Origin of the sequence: Pseudohaliea sp., assembly GCF_040217025.1 — a bacterium.
In the GTDB taxonomy this organism is placed as follows: Bacteria; Pseudomonadota; Gammaproteobacteria; order Pseudomonadales; family Halieaceae; genus Pseudohaliea.
In genome coordinates, this window is sequence record NZ_JAVJOA010000001.1 from 170776 (window position 1) to 187409 (window position 16634).

Here is a 16634-nt window from a genome sequence, read left to right on the forward strand (position 1 = left end):
CCCGTTCATTCTGCGCGGGCCCCTGAAGGTGCCGACCCCAGGTGTTCCGCGAGGAACGCGGCGGTCTCGCCGTAGGCCTTGAGCCAGGACGCGTGACGGTGGAAGCCGTGCACCTCGTCCGGCAGCACCAGCACTTCGACATCGACCCCGCGGTCGAGGAGCCGGTGGTAGAGGTCCACGGTTTCGTCGAAGCGCACGTTGCGGTCGTCGTCGCCGGAGATCAGCAGCACCGGCGAACGCCAGCCCTCGATGTGGGCGACCGGTGAGGAGGCGCGCGCCTCCGGCCTGTCGGCGTCGGCGAGCCCCCAGTAGCGTCCCTCCTCGCCCGGCATGGGCAGCGACCAGTCGTGCACGCCGTGCAGGTCGACGCCCGCGGCAAACAGGTCCGAGTTGCGCGCCAGGGCCAGTGCCGTGAGGTTGCCGCCGTAGGAGCCGCCCCAGAGGCCGATGCGGTCGGCGTCGACGGTGTCGAGGCCGGCGAGATACTGCCGCGCGGCGAGCACATCGAGATATTCGCTCGCTCCCCGCGGACCGGTATTCGGCGCCAGGTGGAAGTCGCGGCCGTAGCCGATGCCGGCGCGATAATTGAGGGACAGCACCACGAAACCGCGGCTGGCCAGGTACTGGTTCATGCCGTAGGCGTTCGCGTAGTAGCCGCGATCGTGCCAGCCGAGGAGCATCTGCCGGATCGGGCCGCCGTGCAGGAAGATCACCGCCGGGCGTTTGCCGCCGTGGTCGGCGGGCCGGAACAGCTGCCCGTGCAGCTCGACGCCATCCGCGGCCGTCATGTGCACCGGTTCCGGCGCCTGCAGCGCATCCGCGGGGAACACCGCGGGCGGCGGCGCGGTCAGCCGGCGCACGCTGCCATCGCTGCGGTGCAGGGTCGCCGCCATGGGCTGGCGATGGTCGCCGGCCAGCACCGCCAGGGCCCCGCCGGCGAGAAGCCGGGGCCCGACCTCGATACCCTCGCCTTCGGTGAGCGCAGACAGCTCACCGCTGGCGAGGTCCACGGCGGCCACGTGCCGCCGGTTGCTGTCGCCGCAGTTGTGGGCAAAGGCGACGCGATCGCGGTCCGGCGCCAGGTCGAGGCCGAGGACCTCGCAGCTCGCGGGGCTGAGCGCCTCGGCCGTGGCGCCGGCCGTGGGTTCGACACCGTAGAGGCGCAGGAACCCGTCGTGCTCGGAGTAGAACAACAGCCGGTCGGCCTGCGGCCACCAGAGCGTGCGGCCGTAGAGAAACTGCGGCAGGCCCGACGCGGGCTCGTCGGTGGACCAGGCTTCCTGCACGGCGCTGCCGTCCGCGGCGGCCACCATGACCCGGAACGGGTGGCCCGCGGTGATGTCGAGCCGCTCGCCGATGAGCAGCGGCCGGCGGCGCAGGAACGCGATGGATTCGCCGTCCGGCGACCAGGTCGGCTGCTCGTCCTGCCACGCGCTGGGAGCGATCCAGGTGACCGTGTTCGAGGCGAGCTCCAGCACGCCGATGAGGCTGTGCTTGGCGCGGCGCGCGCTGACGAAGGCAATGCGATCGCCCGCGGGCGAAAACACTGCGCCGATCGTCTTTCCCTGGAGCGTCAGCAGCGCATCGGGCGCCGGCGCCTCCTCCCGGAACGCGCCTTCCGCAGCGACACGGTAGAGGCCATCGCTTCGCGCGAGCAGGAGCATTGCGCCATCCGGCGAGAAGGCCGCCGGGCTGCCCTCACCGAGGCTGACGGTCGCCCCGTCAGCGGTGCGCAGCAGCACCACTTCCCGGATGCCGCCGCGCGGCAGACTGGCGGGATTGGCGTTGCTGCCAGCGGCATTGGGTCCGCCGCCACGGGCGAAGGCGAGCAGCGCGCCGTCGGCGGAAAGCCGCAGCGCCGAGAGCGGTTCGCCACGGTCGCCCTCCAGCGCAAAGACTTCCCGGGGCGCGTAGCCCGGTGCGCTGGCGACATGCACGCTCCGGCGGCCGGCGCTGTTTTCCACCCAGGCGATGCTGTCACCGGCTTTTGAGCGCACGAGGTCGCTGGCCATGGGGGCAGAGAGCACAGCTTCCAGTTCCATGGCCCGAGCCGCGGGGACGGCCATCCCGGCTAGCGCCAGCATCATCCCCGCGCAGACTGCTGCTACCCGATGTCGATACGCGCTGATGATCATGCGTCCTTGTCCCGTTGGGGTCGGTGCCGCGTCGCTCAACCTCGGCAGGTAAACGCGGCGCGAAGAGGCTAGCATGCCCGCCTGAGCAGGCAAGCACCAGTCGCGGCACACTACCCGTCCGCATCGACGCCATCGCGCGGCATGCCCGGACCGTCGGCATGGGGGACTTGGACCCCAACCCGGCGCAGCGGGTTTTGAGGCAGCCTCCGACGCAGGGCTTGCGATCATCAGCGCCGAAGACCCATCGCCGCCCTGAGGGGTTCCCTTCTCCGCCGGCTTCGCTAAGCTACCCGGCGATAAGGTTTCCCCTGCCCTGAGAGAAAAGCCATGGCTCAAGCCTACGAGAAAGGTTTTCCGCCCAGCCATCCCGAACCCTCCCCCGAGATCATCGCCGAATGGCGCTGCATCGCGACGCTGCTCGCCAAGGCCTGCGGTGTCGAGGCAGGACTGGTCATGCGCGGCAATCCGGACACGATGGAGGTTATGGCCGCTTCGGAATTGCCGGAAACGCCTTATGAAGAGGGCGAGAAGGCGCCGCGAGAGCCACTCTACTGCAATACCGTGCTGCGCACGGGGTCCGAGCTGGTCGTCCACGATGCCTTCAACGACCCCGAGTGGCGGGACAACCCCGACACCGAGCTCGGCCTGGCCTCCTATTTCGGTATGCCTATCAGGTGGCCAGACGGAGAGCCCTTTGGCACCATATGCATTCTCTCGGTCGCACCGCGGTCTCCGAGCACCTTCGACCGTGAATTGATGGACCGCTTTGCCCATGTCGTCGAATTGACGCTCCAGTTATTGGTCGCCCAGGCCGAGCTGAAGCATGCAGCGACGCATGATCCGCTCACCGGGCTGATGAATCGCAAGCCCCTGGAGCCCCTCGCCGAGCAGTTCATGCACCTTGGGGAGCGCAGTGGCGTTCCGGTCTGGCTCGTCTACTGGGATCTCGATCATTTCAAATCGATCAACGACCTCCATGGGCACGCCGCCGGTGACGAGGTGCTCGTCGCGGTGGCCGACGCAGCGCTTGCCTCCTTCCGCGCGTCCGATCGTGTGGCGCGGATCGGTGGCGAGGAATTCATCACCCTGATGTATGACGTGGACGAACGGCAGCTCGCAGAAGCACTGGATCGGTTCATGGAGCGTCTCAGCCGGATACGTATCGGCCAGCCGGATAAGACACAGACCATGACGGCGAGCCTGGGAGCCACAGCGCACATCGCCGGCGAGAGCCTCGCCGACTGGATTGCCCGGGCGGACCGCCTGATGTTCCAGGCCAAGAACGCGGGGCGCAACCGCTACCTCCTCGCCTGAACCTCGTCTTTCGCTGTCCATCGGTTGTAGTCACGAGCTCCCGGAGAATGCCACGAGGAGCCGCTGGATAGTCCGGCAGCAGGGTGCACGCTCCGGCGGGCAAACGCGGCTTCCATACGATGGCATGCCCGCCTGAGCAGGCAAGCACCAGTCATGGCACACTACCCACCCTTCACGGGGAATACAGCTCATGACAGACCCGGCTTTGCTCACTCAAGGCGCCCACGTCGAGCACTGGCTTGCCGCTGCCATCGAGCAGGCCGAGAAATCCTGGGCCGAAGGCGGCATCCCTATCGGCGCCGTAATCGGCGCGGCGGACGGCAGCATCGTCGCGCGGGGCCACAATGAGCGGGTCCAGAGCGGTGACCCCACGGCGCACGCCGAGATTGCCTGTATCCGCAACGCCGGCCGCCGCCGCGACTGGCCGCAGCTCACCCTGGTTTCCACCCTGAGCCCCTGCATCATGTGCACCGGCGCCGCCGTGCTCTATCGCTTCGGGCGGGTCATCGTGGGGGAGCACCGCACCTTTCTCGGCGCGGAGGACCTGCTCGCCGCCAGCGGCATTGCCGTCGCTGTGCTCGACGACCCGCGCTGCATTGCGCTCATGGAGCGGCTGCAGCGCGAGAAACCGGATCTCTGGGCTGAGGATATCGGTGAATAGCCACTTCGCCCATCCTGTGCAAATTGTTGCAAGACACCTTCTATGAGGACATCCGCCATGCGCCCGCCAGCTCTTCAACGCGCCCTCAGGACCACCGTCGCCGTCCTCGCCCTCCTGCTGGTGAGCGCCGCCGCGACGGCGGCAGGGCGCTACGACACCCTGATCCGCAATGGCCTGATCGTCGACGGCTCCGGCGAGGCGCCCTACCCGGCTGATCTCGCCATCCGCGGCGACCGCATTGCCACCATCGGAGACCTCGAGGACGCCGCGGCGGCGAGGGTGATCGATGCAACGGGCAAGGCGGTGAGCCCGGGCTTCATCAACATGATGGCCTGGAGCGTCATCGACCTGATCAGGGACGGGCGCGGCATGAGCGACCTCACCCAGGGCATCACCCTGGAGGTCTTCGGCGCCACCACGCCGCGCGCCTACGTCCTCGGCATGGACGACGTGCAGCCGACACCGGCGCAGCTGATGGCGATGCAGGACTTCGTGCGCGATGCCATGCGCGAGGACTCGGAAGAGTGGGAGAACATGCTCACCGGCGCCGGGCCGAGGGCGAGTTCCTGAAGAACAGCACCCACCCGCGCGACTACGGCATGTTCCCGCGGGTGCTGGGCCATTACGTCCGCGAGGGAAGCCTGCTGTCCCTGGCCGAGGCCGTGCGCAAGGCCAGCGCGCTGCCGGCCGAGAACCTCTCCCCGGTCGACCGCGGCCGGCTGGTCCCGGGCTTCTACGCCGACGTGGTCGTGTTCGACCCGGAGACCATCACTGACCGCGCCACCTGCGAGGCCCCGCACCAGTACTCCACCGGCGTGGAACAGGTGTTCGTGAACGGCGGCCGCGTCATTGCCGACGGCGCACACACGGGCGCGACCCCCGGGCGCGTCGTGCGCGGGCCGGGCTGGACGGGCTGGGAATAGACCCGGGGACTTGACCTGCCGCAAGAAGAGCGCAGGTAAACGCGCCGCGAACTGCTAAGCGTCATCTGCCTGTGGCACACTCGCCGCCATCCCGCTGCAGCAAAGCCAGCTGCGGTAAAGGAAGAAGGAGGACATCATGCGCAAGCAAAGCCAATCCGCCGCGGCCTGGCTGGCCGCCCTGGCCATCGCCCTGCTCGCCCCGCTGGCCAGCGCCCAGGGCCTGTTCGGCGGCAGCGTGCCGACGATCACCCTGGAGGAGATCCGCGAGGCCGAGGAGAAGGGCGAGCCGCTGCAGTTCGTCGACGTGCGCTCCGAGGAGGAGATGGCCGTATCCATGCTGCCGGGCGCGATCACGCGGCGCGAGTACGAACGCAATCCCAAGGCCTACGAGGATGCCCGCATCGTGCCCTACTGCACCGTTGGCGCCCGCAGCGGCAAGTACACCCGCGAACTGCGGGAGCGCGGGATCACCGCCGTCAACTATCGCGGCAGCATCATCGACTGGGTCGAGCACGGCGGACCGCTGGTCACGCCCGACGGTGAGCCCACGAAACGGGTCCACACCTACAGCGACCGCTTCTCGGTGCCCGAGCCCTACATCGCGGTCACCGAGTGACGGAAAACGGCGGCGGGGCGCCCTACCGGCCCCTGCCGGGTGGCATCAGCTGCATCGACGCGGCTTACGTCGCGCCGGGCGTCGCCTGCTTCTATCTCGTCGAGGGAAATGATGAGTACGCTCTCGTCGAGACCGGCACGGCCCACAGCCTGCCCAACCTGCTGATCACTCTCGACGCCCTCGGCATTGAGCGCGAGCAGCTGCGCTACGTTGTACCGACGCACGTTCACCTGGACCATGCCGGCGCTGCCGGCCTCTACCTGCGCGAGTTCCCCCGGGCGGAGCTCCTCGTCCACCCGCGCGGCGCGCGCCACCTCATCGATCCGGGCAGGCTCGTGGCCAGCGCTATCGGCGTCTACGGAGAAAAGAGCTTCCGCGACCTCTATGGTGAAATTGTGCCGGCGCCGCCAGAGCGGGTGCGCACGCTGGCGGACGGCGAGCGTTTCGAGGTCGGCGGCCGCACCCTGGAGGCGGTGCACCTGCGCGGTCACGCGGAACATCACTTCTGCCTCTGGGACGAGGCCACGCGCGGCTGGTTCAGCGGCGACATGTTCGGGATCTCCTACGACCACCTGCGCCTGCCGGCCGGTGCCTTCGTGCTGCCGGCGACCACGCCGACGCAGTTCGACCCGCCCGCCTACCGCGAGAGCGTGCGCACCCTTGCGCGGCGTGACCCCGCCTGGCTGTACCTCACGCACTACGGTGCGCTCGCCTACGACCCGGCGCAGGCAGACCTGCTCTGCGACCAGCTGAGCACCTACGAGGCCCTGGGTGCGCGACCCGAGGAAGACCTCGACCGCGCCCTGCGTCGCTGTACCGAGGCAGCGCTGCAGACGCTGGTCGATGAAGACACCGCCCATGCCATTGCGGGACAATTGCAAATGGACCTGGCGCTCAATGCCCAGGGGATCGCCTGGCGGGCGCAGCAGCTCGCGGCGCGACAATAAGCGAACACGGAGACCATCGACCGATGATCCGCCTGCCCCGGCTCTCTCTCACCGCGCTCATCGCACTCGCCCTGGCCCTGCCGGCCACCGCCCACGACCTCGTGCTCCGCGGCGGCCGGGTCATGGACCCGGAGACGGGCCTCGATGCCGTGCGCGACGTCGGCATCGACGGCAACCGCATCGCGGCCATCAGCGAAGAACCACTCGCCGGCGACCGGGTGATCGACGCCACCGGCAAGGTCGTCGCGCCGGGCTTCATCGACGCCCACCTGCACGGGGTGACGCCCATCGCTTACAGGCTGGCGCTGCGCGACGGCCTCACCACCGCCATGGACCTCGAGTTCGGCACGCTCGGCACTCGCGTCGACGACTGGTACGCCGAGCGCGCCGGGCGCACCCAGGTGAACTACGGCACCGCCTCCAGCCACGAGCTTGCCCGCTCCCTCGTGCTCGACGGCATCGAGGCGAAGGACGTGAGCGAGGCCGCGCGCAGCCGCGGGCAGGGCACCCGCTGGGCGGACGGTGTGCCCTCCCCCGAAGAATCAGCGGCTATCATGCAGACCATCGACGCCGGCCTCGCGGCGGGCGCTATCGGCCTCGGCTCCACCGTCGGCTACCTGCCCGGTGCCAGCGCACGCGAACTCTACGAGGCGCAGAAAGTGGCGGCGCGCTACGGCCGCCTGAGCGCCGTGCATACAAGGCACACGCCCGGAACAGCCACTACCACGCCGAACGGTATCCAGGAAATGCTCGCCAATGCCGTCGCCCTGGGTGCGCCGGCCATCGTCATGCACTTCAACAACCCGGGCTGGGAACTGGTGCAGGACCTGCTCCTCGGCCTGCGTCGCGAGGGGCATAACGTCTGGGGCGAGATCTACCCTTACGCGGCGGGCTCCACCACGCTGAATGCTGCGTTTTTCCGCCCGGAAGTCTATGAGCAGGAACTGGGCAAGCGCTACGAGGACACGCTCTTCGACCCGGCGACGCAGACCTTCTACACGAAGGCGCGCTACCTCGAGACGGTGGCGAAAGAACCGGCCCGGCCCGTCATCGTCTACAAGATGCCGCCGGAACAGATTCCCGACTGGCTGCGCATGGAAGGCATCACCATGGGCTCCGACGGCATGCCTATCGACGGCCGCCACGGCTGGGAGACGCCCTACGAGGCACTGCCCGCCATGCACCCCCGGGGCGCCGGGGCACGCGGGCGCTCCCTGCGCCTGGCGCGGGAACACGACATCCCGCTCATGCACGTGCTGGCCGCCCTGAGCTATCGCACCGCAAAGCATCTCGGCGACACCGGCCTTGCCGCCATGCGCGAGCGCGGCCGGCTGCAGGCGGGGATGGTGGCGGATATCGTGGTGTTCGACCCGGCGACGGTGACCGACAACGCCAGCTATGCCGAGAGCACGCGCCCGACCACAGGTATCGACTACGTGCTGGTCGGCGGCCGGGTCACCGTCGACGGCGGCCGCGTGCGCGATGATGTGTTCGCGGGCGAGGCGATCCGCTTTCCCCCGCAGGCGCCGGACTAGCCTTCGGCTTCCCGCGGGCCGGCCTCCACGTCACGCAGCGCGGTGAGCACGTAGACAGCCGCGAAGGGCGTGAAGAAGATCGAGCTCAACCCATCCGTCAGCGCAGACAGCACGGCACCCAGCAGCAGAAGGACCAGCGTCAGCGTGAACTGCTGCGCGAGGCCCACGCGGTCCGCCAATGCCTTGCTCTCGCGCATGGCCTCGCCCAGCCCCAGCTCGCGCTCGACCATGAGCGGAAAGACGTAGAGCCAGATCGTCGCCAGGAAAAGCCCCGGCAGGATGAAGAACGCAAAGCCGATGGCGATGAGAATCACCAGCGCGTAGAAGGCGAGCACGAACTGCAGGAAGCGGTCGAAGTAGAACACGTCGCCGAACTGCGGCTCCCGGCCCTCGCGCAGGCGCAGCGAGACCATGCGGTAGAGACCGGCCAGCAGCGGCCCGCCGAGGATGCCGAGCGTCAGGCCCGTGAGGAGCGAGACGAAAAAGCCCGCGACGATGAGGGGCAGAATGTCGCGCAGGAAGGCGTCGAAGGCGCGTTTCAGGATGCTCAGGATCGCGGCGCTGTCCATCGCTTGACCTCTGTCTTCAAGTGGCCTTCCATAAACGCATCGACCAGCGATCGCTGTCAAGCGAGACGCCGCTGCCCGGAGCGCGGAGCCCCATGCCCGACACCGTGATCGCCATCAGCCTGCCCCGCCTCGCCCTCGCGTTCCTGCCGGTGTTGGCGACCCTCGCGGTATTCCTCGCCTGGACTCTTGACGTGCGCCATCCGCTCTACGCGCTGCTGCGCATGCTGGTGCAGCTGCTGCTGGTAGGCTACGTGCTCGCCTACATCTTCGGCGCCGACACCTGGTGGCTGATCCTGCTGGTGCTGCTGTTCATGGCGGGCGCGGCCGGCTGGATCGCCCTCAACACGGTGCCGGAGCTGCGCTGGCGGCTGCTGGCACACTCCCTGGTCGCCGTATTGGTCGGCGGCGGCGTGACCCTGCTCTTCGCCACCCAGGGCGTGCTGCAGGTAGAGCCCTGGTACAAGCCGCGCTACCTCGTGCCCCTCGGCGGTATGACCTTCGCCAACGCCATGACCGCCGTAAGCCTGGCCGCGGAGCGGGTGCGCAGTGAACTGGGGCACGGCGCCCCGTGGATCGAGGCGCGCAACACCGCCTTCCAGGCAGCCATGATCCCGGTGATCAACGCGCTGCTCGCCGTGGGCCTGGTATCCCTCCCGGGCATGATGACCGGCCAGATTCTTTCCGGCGTCTCACCGCTGCTGGCGGCCCGGTACCAGGTCCTCATCATGTGCCTGATCTTCGCCGCCGCGGGCCTCGCCGCGGCCCTGTTCCTCGCCGGCGCGCGCCCGGTGCTCGCCCCCCGACAGCCCGGGGACCACGGCCACTGAACTTTCTCGACGGACAGTCAGCGACTATGCTGGGACCGTCCACGCACCGGAGTCTGTCCATGGTTCAGCAACGACTTTTCCTGCCCCTTATGCTCCTCATGTCCGCCTGCGTTGCGGGAAGCCCGGAGCCGACCGACCCGCGTCCGCCCAACCCGGACCCGGCCCACAACAGCCGCCTCAGCCTGGACTGGGAGGGCACTTACCGGGGCATACTGCCCTGCGCCGACTGCCCGGGGATCGAGACCGTGATCACCCTGACCGCGGACGGCACCTACCTGCGCACCGTCCGCTATCTCGAGCGCGAGGACGGCTACCGGCGCGACCAGGGCGAATTCGAGTGGAACGAGGCCGGCTCTTTGGTCACCCTGGGTGATGGTGAGGACAGCCAACGCTACCAGGTAGGGGAAAACCGGCTGTTCTTCCTCGACCGGCAGGGGAAACGCATTGAAGGCGCACTCGCGGAGAACTACGTACTCGTGAAAGACCTGACCGACCCCAGGCTGGAGAGCCGGGACTGGGTGCTCACCGAGCTGATGGGTAAACCCGTTTCGCTCCCCGAGGGCCAGCCCGCGCCGAGCCTCCGCTTCGACCCCTCTACCGGGAGGGTCAGCGGCAGCGACGGCTGCAACCGCCTCATGGGCAGCTACCGGCTCTTCGAACGGGACCGCATCGAGTTCGGCCAGCTCGCCGGGACGCTCATGGCCTGCCCCGACATGACCCTGCCGGACCGCTTCCGCGACATGCTCGGCAAGGTGGGCGACTACGCGATCAGCGACGGCGAGCTGTCGCTGTTCAAGGGGCGCATGGCGATCCTGGCGCGCTTCCGCGAGTCGCCGGCCTCGATGGAGTAAACCGTCCGGCTGAAGCCGCCGGCGTTCAGTTCGCAGCGGTCTCCAGCAGGGACCGGCTGCCGGCGGCAAAGCGCGCATCGATCACGGCGCTGATCGCCCTGCGCACGCGCTCGGGAACGACAGCACGCTCCACCACGGCCGCCTCGACGGTGGCAGCCGCCGGGTCGTCCGGCAGCGTTTCACTCAGTTTTTCGACCATGATCGTGGGCACGGCTTCGGGGGCGACTCCCACGTTCCGCGCAGCCGCGGGTGGTGCTGCCGGCACCGCGGGATCGATGCCCAGCGCCGCGAACAGGCCGGCGCCGGGATAGGCCTCGCTGTCGAAGTCGAAGACCCGCAGCGGCGCACCGGGCACTCGGCGGCGGAAGCGGGACAGATGCCTGCCGTGGTCCAGCAGGCACAGCCATTCCGGCGCGAAGAAATCGCCCGGGGCCGGTTCCGCAATGCGCACGAAACCGTCACGCAGCGCCTCGGCGAGGAGCTGGAATGGATCGTAGTAGCCGTGACCCGCGAGCTGACCGACCATGCTCCAGAACTGCGCCGAGGGCCGGCGCAGGTAGACCGCCAGCGCCACCGACGCGTCACACTCGCGGCGCACGGCCTGGACCAGTTCCACGCCGAGCCCCGGCCGCACGAGTAGCGATGACAGGTCCTCGGCCGAGAGGACGACCTGGCTCGCGCCGGTCTCGAAGCCCGCCCGGGCGTAGGCCAGCAGCGGGTCCAGGTCGCCCTGCTGCAGGGCCCAGGCCTCCGGGTAATTGCCTTCGATCGGACCTTCGGGACGGCGAAAGAAAACCCCGGCCTCGGCCAGCCGGGCCTGCTCCTGTGCCAGCATGGCCTGGATGTAGGTCGAACCGGTCTTGTGCAGCCCCGCGTGCAGCCAGAGCCGACGCTGCGGCGCGTCTGTCACGCTAGAGCGGACCGTCGCCGGCCCAGCGCGCCAGGTTCAGGAACTGGCGCCGGCTGGTGGGGCCGTAGGTGCGGAAGTGCGGGTCGGGCTGCTCGCGGTAGCGCGCCCGGGCGCGGGCGACCCGGTCCGCGCTCAGGGTGTCGACGAGGCCGGGCTCCACGTCGTACACGCGCAGCGCGTTGCCGGCGAAGATCTTGCGCTTGCGCGCCGCGGTGAGCGCCGGGTAACCGTGCTGCTCGGCCACGGCGGGGTCGATCTGGAAGGCGCGGAAGGCCTGGATCTGGTCCTGCGGCGAGCCGTACCAGATCGAGTCCGTGCCCCAGAGGATATTGTCCTCGCCCAGGTGCTTGAGCAGCTTGCCCAGCGCGTGCGCAGCCGAATCCGGGTCGCGCAACAGGTAGCGCCAGGTCGAGCCGAGCTCCGCATACACGTTCGAGCCGTGGCCGAGATCGTTGTCCAGCACCGTCTTCACCAGCGAATCGATGCCCTCGTTCCTCTCGGGATCATAAGGGCCTTCCGGCTGGCCCGGCACGAAGCCGGAGTGATAGACCAGAAAGTCGATGTCCGGGTAGCGACGCGCCGCCCGGCCGATGTCGTCACAGAGGGAATGCTCGTAGGACTGTTTGCCGAAGGGAATGCCCTTGTGGATGGCCACGCGCTTCACGCCCAGCTCCCGCGCCTGCTCGAGGAAGGGGATGCCGGTGTCCGGATCATCCAGCCAGTAGCCCACCCCGTCCGGCCCCCACTGCGTGTAGGTCTTCCAGGCGCAGATGCCGAAGTCGTCCCGAAGGCGGCGCATGTCGTCGATATCGCCGGGCTGGTTGGGGTTGACCCGCCCGTGCAGGAACAGCCGCTTCGAGCCTTCCAGCTGCGCCACCACGGACTGCGCGGCGGCGGCCTCCTCGATGGTCAGCGGCTCCTTCGCCCGCGTCGACGGCACGAAGGACAGCACCATCAGCTCCGTGTCGGAATCCATGAACACGTCCTGCACGAAGGCATCGGGACCCAGGCACTGCAGGTAGCTGCGTTCCCCGGGCTCGCTGGCCAGGGCGCAGCCCGCCTGCGGCATGCCAGACAGCGGCCGCGCGTCCCCGGGCAGCAGGTCGAGCCAGGCGCCCGTCGGGTTCACGAAGTGTCCCTGCACATCGAAGATCAGCTCGTTGCCGCCGAGCACCGCATTCGCGGCCTCTTCTTCCAGCGCGGTCTCGGGCGCGAGGGCATAGTAGCCGGCCGCCCCGCCGGCAGCGGCGCGGGCGGCGTTGAACGCCAGCAGGGTACAGGCGGCGCCGCGGGCGGAGACGAGAAAGGTCCGACGGTTCAGGCCCAGTCGCCGGGCCGTTTCCGTGGCCCGTGCCTGCGCAAGCTCGTTGGCATGTGCGCTTAGCGGGTCGAGGGGAAGGGGTTCGAACTCACCGTTGCTGGTGCTGTCGACCTTGATCGGCAGGCGGTGACCCTCGGGGTCGTGCGTCGATGGCATGGGGGAAGCCCTCTGCTGCGCTTTATCCCCCTTGTGCCAGATAGCGCGGGCCCCGGCAACCATCCATCGTTACCGGCATCCCCTGGTCACTTCCCCAGCGCAGGCCTCGGGTGCGCCGGTCTCCCGCCGGTGCAGGTCAATCGTCAATGATGAAGCGCAGGCGTGTCGGCGCCTCCAGGCCGCCTCCGCCGCCGCTCTCGCAAAGATCGATGGCCGCTCTCGCGGAGCGCACGTCCTGGTCCTCGGTGTAGCAGACCGTGTAGGTGCCATTTTCCGCATCGAAGCCCTCGAACACCGCGTAGCCGGTCAGGTCCGGCCGCTCCGTGCTCGCGAGCTGGGTATAGTTGATCACCCGGTCGTTCTGTTCGAAGTTGTATTTGCCCGCGGCAAAAATCGGCCCGGCCCGCTTGGTATAGCTGCCGTTTTTGGAAAAACTATAGGTGACGGTCAGGCCGGACTCGCGAACCGTAAAGGTGGTGGAAACGAACAGGTCCGGGTCGAAGGCGTCCGTGGGAATCTCCTCGAACTGCGGCACGAGGTAGAAGATCTCTTCCGGGCGCTCAAGGAAGCCCATCAGGACCTCGTTGCCCTCGAAGCCCGCGGTGAGCAGCCGGCAGGGGTCGTCGGAGCCGCCGCAGAGGCCGCGATCCCGCTTGAGCCAGCCGTCAAAGCGGTAACCGGTCGCCGGCTCGGCGCTGAAGGTCTCGTCGAAGAACAGGTCCACGACGTCGATGCTGCACACCTCGCCGGTGCTGCAGCTGTAGACACCGGATTCGGTCACTACCTGGCCGCCGAGCGGAACTTCGATCTGGATCTTGCAACCTGCGGTAAATAACAGTGGCATGGTAATGACTATCAGCTTCGACTGTTTCATGATGCGCTACCTCTGTGTTCTGGTCGGAATCGTCCGGGTCCCCGCCGCGCACGTAGGCATGGACACCTGCCAGACGCGCGTCGGGAGGTAAGCAAGATAGGATGGGCGGCCGGGGAAATAACGAAAAGCGGACGAAATTTCACGAAATTTGCGTGAATTCCGCTGAAAACGCGAAAAAAAGGGCAACTTGAACATGCCATCAGCGGAGCCAACTGATCTGCTCACCTACCGGCATTTCTCCGTCGATGTCAGCCGCGGTGAGGTGCTCCGCGACGGCCAGGCGTATACGCTCCGCCCCCAGTCCTTCCGCGTCCTGCACTATCTCCTGAGCCATCCGGACCGCCTGGTCAGTAAGCAGGAGTTGTTCGAGCAGATCTGGGGCGAAGCCGTCGTCACCGACGACAGCCTGGCGCAGTGCCTCGTCGATATCCGCAGGGCGCTGGGTGAAAGCGGCCGCCAGGCCGTGAAAACCGTGCCTCGCCGGGGCTACCTGTTCCAGGCTGCCGAAGCCGGCGCGCCAGCCGATGCCGGGGTGCCGAACGAAGCGCGCCCGGACCGGCGCGCCGGGGCGCGATGGCTTGCGGTGACCCTGCTGCTGCTGGCCGTGCTCTCGGGCTGGTGGCTTCTCGACGCACGCCGGCCCGACCGGGAGGCGGCGGCGCCGGCCGCGTCCCCCGCGCCGGCGCCGGTCATCGCCGTGATGCCGTTCGCGGATTTTACGGCGGACCAGGACATGGCTTACCTCGCCTACGGCCTGCCGGAGGAAATCCTCAACACCCTGACACGCCTCCAGGGCCTGCGGGTCATCTCCCGCACCTCCTCGTTCCTGCCGCGCTTCAGTAACCAGAAAACGGCCACGGAAATCGGTAAGGAACTCGGCGCGACGCACCTGCTCGAGGGCAGCATCCGCGAACACGACGGCTTGCTGCGGATCACGGTACAGCTCATCGAAACCCGTACCGGCCACCACAACTGGTCCGAGACCCTTGATCGCAGCCAGGAAGACCTTTTCCGCGTGCAGAGCCAGCTTGCCGCCGCCGTCGCGAACCGCTTTCGACTCACGGTCATGCGCCCGGTCGAGCAGTCCGTCAGCGCCGGGGACTACACGCGGTACCTGCGCGCGATTTACCCGCTACGCCAGGGAGAATTCGGCAGCCGCAGCGCAAGCGCGCTGACGCTGGAAGGCGTCGTGCAGCGGAATCCGGCATTCGTACCGGCGGCTGACGCGCTGGCGGAAATCACCTTCTTGCAGGTGTACCTTGGGGATCTGTCCACGGCCGAGGGGGCGGCCCGGGTGCGCGCCCTGGCGCAGGGGATGCAGTCTGCGCCGTCGGGCGAGGCCAGTGCCCACGGCGTGCTGGCAGAACTGGCCCTGCGGCTGGAGAATGATCTACCCGGCGCTGCGGCGCATATTTCCCGGGCCCTGGCGATCGCGCCGAACACGCCGCGCTACCTGCGGATTGCGGGCGATCTCGCCTACGCCTTGTACCGCTTTCCAACCGCGATCCGGTTTCACCAGGCGGTCATCGACCTGGACCCCCTGTGCGCCGGCTGCCACGCCGCCCAGCTGCGGGCCTACATCGCCGCCGGGGAACTCCGCCTAGCCGAGCAGGCCGCACACAGGGTCATGGAACTGAGTCGCGGTGGTCACTTCAGCCTGGCACTGATCAAGACAAGGCAGGGTGCCTTCGACACGGCGCAGCAGATCCTGGAAACGGAAATTCCGCGCAAGGCCGAGCCGTTCCGGCAGTTCTACGAGGCGCTGCTTTGTCACGCCCGCGGAGATGAGCCCTGCTACCGGTCCAGGCTCCAGGTCTTCGAGGCCGGGCAAGGTGAGGAGGAGGCGGTGCGCATTGCGCAGCTCTACGCCATCGATGGCGACAGCGACCGGGCGCTCGCCTGGATCGAGCGGGCGCGGCAAAGCAACCTGGCCCTGTTGCTGACGACGCTGCCCGACCCGTTGTTCGACAGGCTGCGCGAGGATGACCGCTGGCAGCAGCTGCTGACGGAACTCGGGCGGTCACAGCGGCAGCTCGACGCCATCACCCTCGATGCGCAGACGCTGCTTGCCGGCGAAGCGGGCGGGAACTGGCAGGAACAAGCGGAGAGGAGTTAGTGAGAACCGGTCATCCCCCGTTAATGGGGTAGAGCCCCGGAAAGGACCTTTCGAGATTGGTCGGGACGGCAGGATTTGAACCTGCGACCACCACACCCCCAGTGTGGTGCGCTACCAGACTGCGCTACGCCCCGACGGGTCGCCCTTGCGGCGAGAGGCGCATTATACGCGACCGGGCCCGCGACACAACGGCTCCGGGGGAGCCGGCCGGGCCGGCCTAGCGGCTCGCGGGCTTGAGGAGTTCCAGCACTTCCTCGAGGTCGCGGATCGATTCCTGGATCACCGCCTTGATCTCCGCCGGGCGCACGCCCTGCTCACCGTCGTCTTCCATGCGCTGCCGGGCGCCACCGATCGTGTAGCCCTCCTCGTAGAGGAGCGAGCGGATCTGGCGGATCGTCAGCACGTCCTCGCGCTGGTAGTAGCGGCGGTTGCCGCGGCGCTTCACCGGCTTGAGCTGGGGAAACTCCTGCTCCCAGTAGCGCAGGACGTGGGGCTTTACCGCACAGAGCTCGCTGACTTCGCCGATGGTGAAATACCGCTTGCCGGGGATGGCCGGCAGTTCGTTGTTATGACTCGGTTCCAGCATACGCTTCCACCCTGGCCTTGAGCTTCTGCCCGGGCCTGAAGGTTACGACGCGGCGGGCGGAAATGGGGATCTCCTCGCCGGTCTTCGGGTTGCGGCCGGGCCGCTGGCTCTTGTCGCGCAAATCGAAGTTGCCGAAACCGGAGAGCTTCACCTGCTCGTTGTTTTCGAGGCACGCACGGATCTCCTCGAAAAACAGCTCGACGATCTCCTTCGCCTCGCGCTTGTTCAGGCCCAGTTCCTCGAACAAGCGCTCGGCCATTTCCGACTTGGTCAGTGCACTCATTGGCGCGACG

At 68.1% G+C, this 16634-nt stretch carries 17 protein-coding genes and 1 tRNA gene; 10 read left to right on the top strand and 8 right to left on the bottom strand.

The genetic code is table 11. The features are described 5' to 3' along the window. Positions 1–5 precede the first annotated feature (5 nt). Positions 6–2135, bottom strand: coding sequence for a S9 family peptidase (locus tag RKE50_RS00715; protein WP_350033562.1), 2130 nt, complete (start codon positions 2133–2135; stop codon positions 6–8). A gap of 327 nt (positions 2136–2462) precedes the next feature. Here RKE50_RS00715 and RKE50_RS00720 point away from each other — a divergent pair, with 327 nt between their 5' ends. The 7 genes from RKE50_RS00720 (at position 2463) to RKE50_RS00750 (ending at position 8131) form a co-directional block, all read left to right on the top strand. Further along, positions 2463–3449, top strand: a complete 987-nt coding sequence (locus tag RKE50_RS00720) for a sensor domain-containing diguanylate cyclase (RefSeq protein ID WP_350033564.1) — start codon at positions 2463–2465, stop codon at positions 3447–3449. Between the two features lie 190 nt (positions 3450–3639). Further along, entirely contained in the window at positions 3640–4110 is a 471-nt protein-coding gene (locus RKE50_RS00725) for a nucleoside deaminase (RefSeq protein WP_350033566.1), read from the top strand. A 57-nt stretch (positions 4111–4167) separates the two neighbouring features. Further along, positions 4168–4680 (top strand): hypothetical protein, encoded by a 513-nt coding sequence (locus tag RKE50_RS00730; RefSeq protein ID WP_350033567.1) that lies wholly within the window; start codon positions 4168–4170, stop codon positions 4678–4680. Beyond that, a complete protein-coding gene (locus RKE50_RS00735; RefSeq protein ID WP_350033568.1) occupies positions 4635–5033 on the top strand; it encodes an amidohydrolase family protein in 399 nt (132 codons plus the stop codon). The genes RKE50_RS00730 and RKE50_RS00735 overlap by 46 nt, the downstream gene beginning before the upstream one ends. Positions 5034–5169: 136 nt before the next feature. Then, positions 5170–5649, top strand: coding sequence for a rhodanese-like domain-containing protein (locus tag RKE50_RS00740; RefSeq protein WP_350033569.1), 480 nt, complete (start codon positions 5170–5172; stop codon positions 5647–5649). Next, a complete protein-coding gene (locus tag RKE50_RS00745) occupies positions 5646–6596 on the top strand; it encodes an MBL fold metallo-hydrolase (RefSeq protein ID WP_350033570.1) in 951 nt (316 codons plus the stop codon). Before RKE50_RS00740 ends, RKE50_RS00745 begins: the two co-directional genes overlap by 4 nt. 23 nt (positions 6597–6619) lie before the next feature. Further along, positions 6620–8131: an amidohydrolase family protein gene (locus tag RKE50_RS00750; protein WP_350033572.1), complete on the top strand. Its 1512-nt coding sequence runs from the start codon at positions 6620–6622 to the stop codon at positions 8129–8131. Here the strand turns inward: RKE50_RS00750 and RKE50_RS00755 are convergent. Continuing rightward, positions 8128–8700, bottom strand: coding sequence for a hypothetical protein (locus tag RKE50_RS00755; RefSeq protein WP_350033573.1), 573 nt, complete (start codon positions 8698–8700; stop codon positions 8128–8130). The two genes, RKE50_RS00750 and RKE50_RS00755, sit on opposite strands and share 4 nt — an antisense overlap. 92 nt (positions 8701–8792) lie before the next feature. Between RKE50_RS00755 and RKE50_RS00760 the strand changes: the two genes are divergently transcribed. Beyond that, complete coding sequence (locus RKE50_RS00760) at positions 8793–9527, top strand: ABC transporter permease (RefSeq protein WP_350033574.1); 735 nt, start codon at positions 8793–8795, stop codon at positions 9525–9527. 59 nt (positions 9528–9586) lie between these two features. Further along, positions 9587–10378, top strand: coding sequence for a copper resistance protein NlpE N-terminal domain-containing protein (locus tag RKE50_RS00765; RefSeq protein WP_350033575.1), 792 nt, complete (start codon positions 9587–9589; stop codon positions 10376–10378). Between the two features lie 25 nt (positions 10379–10403). Here the strand turns inward: RKE50_RS00765 and RKE50_RS00770 are convergent, their stop codons facing one another. The 3 genes from RKE50_RS00770 to RKE50_RS00780 all read right to left on the bottom strand — a co-directional run bounded on the left by RKE50_RS00770 (position 10404) and on the right by RKE50_RS00780 (position 13639). Beyond that, entirely contained in the window at positions 10404–11288 is an 885-nt protein-coding gene (locus RKE50_RS00770) for a hypothetical protein (RefSeq protein WP_350033576.1), read from the bottom strand. Position 11289: 1 nt separating this feature from the next. Continuing rightward, entirely contained in the window at positions 11290–12765 is a 1476-nt protein-coding gene (locus tag RKE50_RS00775; protein WP_350033578.1) for an amidohydrolase family protein, read from the bottom strand. 136 nt (positions 12766–12901) lie between these two features. Continuing rightward, positions 12902–13639: a hypothetical protein gene (locus RKE50_RS00780; protein ID WP_350033580.1), complete on the bottom strand. Its 738-nt coding sequence runs from the start codon at positions 13637–13639 to the stop codon at positions 12902–12904. A gap of 193 nt (positions 13640–13832) precedes the next feature. Between RKE50_RS00780 and RKE50_RS00785 the strand changes: the two genes are divergently transcribed. Then, positions 13833–15755: a winged helix-turn-helix domain-containing protein gene (locus RKE50_RS00785; RefSeq protein WP_350033582.1), complete on the top strand. Its 1923-nt coding sequence runs from the start codon at positions 13833–13835 to the stop codon at positions 15753–15755. Positions 15756–15812: 57 nt separating this feature from the next. Here RKE50_RS00785 and RKE50_RS00790 read toward each other — a convergent pair. The 3 genes from RKE50_RS00790 to ihfA form a co-directional block, all read right to left on the bottom strand. After that, a tRNA-Pro gene (locus tag RKE50_RS00790) sits at positions 15813–15889 on the bottom strand. An 83-nt stretch (positions 15890–15972) separates the two neighbouring features. Next, a complete protein-coding gene (locus RKE50_RS00795) occupies positions 15973–16341 on the bottom strand; it encodes a MerR family transcriptional regulator (protein ID WP_350033584.1) in 369 nt (122 codons plus the stop codon). Beyond that, positions 16322–16624 carry an integration host factor subunit alpha gene (gene ihfA, locus RKE50_RS00800; RefSeq protein ID WP_350033586.1) on the bottom strand — a complete coding sequence of 101 codons (303 nt, stop codon included), beginning with the start codon at positions 16622–16624 and terminating at the stop codon, positions 16322–16324. The genes RKE50_RS00795 and ihfA overlap by 20 nt, the downstream gene beginning before the upstream one ends. Positions 16625–16634 lie beyond the last annotated feature (10 nt).